We start from the raw sequence: 4,399 nt of genomic DNA, 5'->3' as shown, positions 1-4,399 counted from the left end.
ACTTTACTTGCTTGGCTTTTAAGCTTCGCAGTGATCAGCGCAGCCTCGCAGTATATGCCAGATTCTGAGCTTTTGTCAAAAGCCTGCAAAAAAGTTTGAACACATGCCCGAATGTCGCCCTGCGGCGGTCATCTATCTTTCAGCGAGCCATACCTTTATATACAGGGGCCAGGGTCACCCAAGGCGCTCGCTGCGCACAGGGATAATCGCTGCACTTCCGACTCTGGCTCCCTTCATGGCACTCATCACCCTGCAAAACGCGCAACTGGCCTTCGGCCACGTGGCGCTGCTCGACCACACCGACTTCGCTCTCGAATCCCAGGAAAGGGTCGGCCTGATCGGGCGCAACGGCACGGGCAAGTCTTCGCTGCTCAAGATTCTGGCGGCTCTGGAAAAGCCCGATGACGGCACGCTGCAGACCCAGACTGGGCTGCGCGTCGCCTATGTGCCCCAAGAACCCATTCTGGATCTGCAGAGCACCGTGTTTGAAGCCGCCAGCGTTGGGCTGGCCGACGCTCGCGCGGCACGAGACCTCTATTTGAGTGGCGCTGACGGACTGGATCTGGATGCGCTGCAGAACCGCATCGAAGCCCTGGACGCATGGAACTGGGAGCAGCGCGTCGAAGAGACCTTGCATCGGCTGCACCTGGAGGGCGATGTGACCGTGGGTCAACTCTCGGGCGGCAACAAGAAGCGTGTGGCACTGGCACAGGCGCTGGTGAGCCGCCCTGACGTGCTGCTGCTGGACGAACCGACCAACCACCTGGACCTGGACAGCATCACCTGGCTGGAGGATCTGCTGCTGGAATACAAGGGCAGCGTGGTGACCATCAGTCACGACCGTGCCTTCCTGGACCGCGTGGCCACACGCATGGTGGAACTGGACCGTGGGCGTCTGCTGAGCTACCCGGGCAATTTTGCCCAGTACCAGTTGCTGAAGGAAGAGCAGGCTGCACAGGAGGCCGTGATCAACGCGCGAGCCGACAAGCTGCTGGCCCAGGAAGAGGTGTGGATCCGCAAAGGCGTGGAAGCCCGTCGCACCCGCGCGCAAGGGCGCATCACCCGGCTGGAACGCCTGCGTGAGCAGCGCTCCCAGCGCCGCGACGCGGTGGGCAGCGTGAAGCTGGAAGTGGCCAGCGGCACCACCAGCGGCAAGATCGTGGCGGAACTGGAGAAGATCGGCAAATCCTTCCCGACGGCCAATGGCGGCCAGCGCACGGTGATCCGCGACTTCACCGCCACCATCCTGCGGGGCGACAAGATCGGTCTGATCGGCCCCAACGGCGCGGGCAAGACGACCCTGCTGAAGATCATCCTGGGCGAGCTGCCCCCCGACAGCGGCACGGTGCGCCAGGGCAGCAAACAAAGCGTCGCGTACTTTGACCAGATGCGCGACCAGATCGACCTCGACGCCACGCTGGAAGATTTCATCAGCCCGGGCAGCGAGTGGATCGAGATCGGCAACAAGCGCACCCACGTCAAGAGCTACCTGAGCGACTTCCTGTTCTCGCCGGCGCGGGCCAACGCCCCGGTGCGCACGCTCTCGGGCGGCGAGCGCAACCGACTCCTGCTGGCGCGCCTGTTTGCGCGCCCGGCCAACGTGCTGGTGCTCGACGAACCGACCAACGACCTGGACATCGACACGCTGGAGCTGCTGGAAGACCTGCTCCAGCAATACGAGGGCACGGTGTTCCTGGTCAGCCACGACCGCCGCTTCCTGGACAACGTGGTCACCAGCACCCTGGTGGCCGAAGGCGACGGTCGCTGGCGCGAGTACGTGGGCGACGTGCAGGACTGGCTCACACAATCGGCCCGGGCGGCGGAACTGCAACGCGAACGGGCGCCCACACCCGTGCCGGCCACGGCGCCCACACCCGCCCCGGCAGCGCCCGCCGTCACCACGCCCACCGCCAAACGCAAGCTCAGCTACAAGGAGCAGCGTGAGCTCGACGCCCTGCCGGCGCTCCTGAAGAAGCTGGAAGCCGAGCAGGCCGAGATCGACGCTGCCCTGAATGGCGGTGCGCTGTTCGCCAGCGATGCGACACGCGCGGCTCAACTGGGCGCCCGACATGCCGAAATAGAAGCTGAATGGCTGCAGTCCATGGAGCGCTGGGAAGCGCTCGGCGGCAGCTGACCCGTCCCCCTGGGGTGCAAGCCACCCACACACCTATGCCCCACAGCGCCCAACGCATCGCCCTCGACCTGCAACGCGCCTTGCAGGACCTGAAGCAAGAGCGCGAGCGCACGCGGGTGCTGATGGCCGAGCTGGACCAGCAGAACCGCGAGCTGGACCGCCTGCGCAGCTCGGTGCACCGCGAATCCAACAGCCGCCTGCTGGCCGAAGAGGCCCTGGACGAGACGCGTGACCGCCTGCAGCTCGCGGTGGACGCGGCCCGACTGGCGCTGTGGGACTGGCAGCTGCCGTCGCAACAGGTTTTTCTGACCGCACGCTGGGGCGAGATGCTGGGCGACATCGCCATGGAGGGCGATTGGGACACCCGCGGCCTGCTTGACCGCGTGCACCCCGACGATCTCGCCCGCGTGGAAGCCGAGGCCCGCCCCCTGCTGCAAGGACAGCAGCAGCATGCGGTGTCGCAATACCGCGTTCGCACGGCCGACGGCTGGCTCTGGATCGAAAGCCACGCCATGGTGGCCGAACACGACACCAAGGGCCGCCCCATCCGCCTGATGGGCACGCACGCCGACATCAGCGAACGCAAGCGCGTCGAAGCCCAGGGCGAGCGAGCGCGCGAACTGGCCGAGCAGGCCAGCCGCGCCAAGAGCGAGTTCCTGGCCAACATCAGCCACGAGGTGCGCACGCCACTCAACGCATTGATGGGCCTGACCCGGCTGCTGATGGATTCGCCGCTGAACCCTGAACAACGGAGCTGGCTCCACCTGATGGACAGCTCGGCCCACGCACTGCTGGCGTTGCTCAACGACGTGCTGGACCTCTCGCGCATCGAAGCGGGCAAGCTCCGCATCGAGCAGGCGCCCTTCAACCTGCACGACACGCTGAACGAAGTGAGTGCCCTCTACGCCGAACAGGCCCGTGCCAAGCCGATCGACTGGGCGCTGCAGATTGCGCCCGGCCTGCCGCTCCAGATGCTGGGCGACCCCGGTCGATTGCGTCAGGTGCTGGGCAACCTCTTGTCGAACGCGCTGAAGTTCACCCCGCGCGGTGGCCGCATCCGGGTCTCGGCCCAGGCGCTGTCCGCAGCGGGCACCGGCCAGCGCCTGCTGCGCCTGCAGGTGCAGGACAGCGGCGTGGGCATCTCGCCCAAGCAGCAAGCCACGATTTTTGATGCCTTCACCCAGGCCGATGCCTCCACCGCGCGTCGCTTCGGCGGCAGCGGACTGGGCCTGGCGATCTGCTCACGCCTGGTCCAGCTCATGGACGGTGACATCGACTTGCAGAGCGAGCTCGGCCAGGGCAGCACCTTCACGGTGACCCTGCCGCTGGGCGAGCCCGCGGTGGCCGACCCCGGCGCGCTGAGCGGGTCGGTGGAGCTGAGCGGGGTGGCACAGGCCGATCAGCGTTTCGCCGGGCTGTGCGTGCTGGTGGCCGAAGACCACCCGGTCAACGAGCTGCTGATGAACCAGTTGCTGCAGCGCCTGGGCTGCACCGTGCGCAACGCCCGCGATGGCGATCGCGCGGTGCAGCAGTGGTCGCAAGGCGGCGTGGACCTCGTGCTGATGGACGTGCAGATGCCCGGCAGCAACGGACTGGAAGCGACGCGGCGCATCCGCGAACTGGAAATCCAGAGGGGTCTGCCGCACACGCCCATCGTGGCGGTGACGGCCAATGCCATGAACGGCGACCGTGAGGCCTGCCTGTCTGCGGGCATGGACGGCTACACGCCCAAGCCGGTGGGGCCGCAGTCGCTGATGCATGCGATGGACGACGCGCTGCGGCGCGCCTCGGAGCACCCCGCGCACGGTCTCCTGGCCGAACCCGCACCGGAAGCGGGTCAGCACACCCCGGCGACGGCCGGTGCCATCGACGTGAACAAACTGCGCCGCCGGCTCGACGGCGACGAGACCACGCTGCGCCAGCTGGCACAGGCGATGCGCACCGATCTGACCGAGCGCCTGCTGCAGCTGCAAGCCGCCTTGCGGTCGCAAGACGTCCACCTGGCCATCGCCCACGCGCATGGGCTCAAGGGCTCGCTCGGCAGCATGACGGCCGAACGTGGCGCCCTGCTCTCCAAAGGGCTGGAGCTGGCCGCGTGCTCGCGCGACTGGAAGCTGTTCGAGCGCGCACTGCCGTTGATGCAGGCCGAAGCGCAGCAGATCGATGCCGCGCTCGCCGCCTTGCTCAGCGAACCGCCAGCCGCCTGAACACCTTCCAGAACGCCGCGTCCTGCGTGGTCGCGAAGTTGATGCGCATCAGCGTGCT

At 66.9% G+C, this 4,399-nt stretch carries 2 protein-coding genes; both read left to right on the top strand.

Features of this window, described 5'->3' with window-relative positions; all coding sequences use genetic code 11:
* Positions 1-235: 235 nt before the first annotated feature.
* Positions 236-2,134 carry an ATP-binding cassette domain-containing protein gene (locus tag IV088_RS25125; protein ID WP_291107537.1) on the top strand — a complete coding sequence of 633 codons (1,899 nt, stop codon included), beginning with the start codon at positions 236-238 and terminating at the stop codon, positions 2,132-2,134.
* 35 nt (positions 2,135-2,169) lie between these two features.
* Complete coding sequence (locus tag IV088_RS25120) at positions 2,170-4,341, top strand: ATP-binding protein (protein WP_291107535.1); 2,172 nt, start codon at positions 2,170-2,172, stop codon at positions 4,339-4,341.
* The last annotated feature ends 58 nt before the right edge of the window (positions 4,342-4,399 follow it).

Origin of the sequence: Hydrogenophaga sp. (genome assembly GCF_018780075.1) — a bacterium.
Classification (GTDB): Bacteria; Pseudomonadota; Gammaproteobacteria; order Burkholderiales; family Burkholderiaceae_C; genus Hydrogenophaga.
The sequence above is the reverse complement of the archived record's forward strand: the minus strand, read 5'-3'. Positions and strand labels throughout refer to the sequence as shown.

Bases quoted from the DNA above. Each gene is read 5' to 3' on its own strand.
- IV088_RS25125 (WP_291107537.1), top strand. From the start codon at position 236: ATGGCACTCATCACCCTGCAAAACGCGCAACTGGCCTTCGGCCACGTG.
- IV088_RS25120 (WP_291107535.1), top strand. From the start codon at position 2,170: ATGCCCCACAGCGCCCAACGCATCGCCCTCGACCTGCAACGCGCCTTG.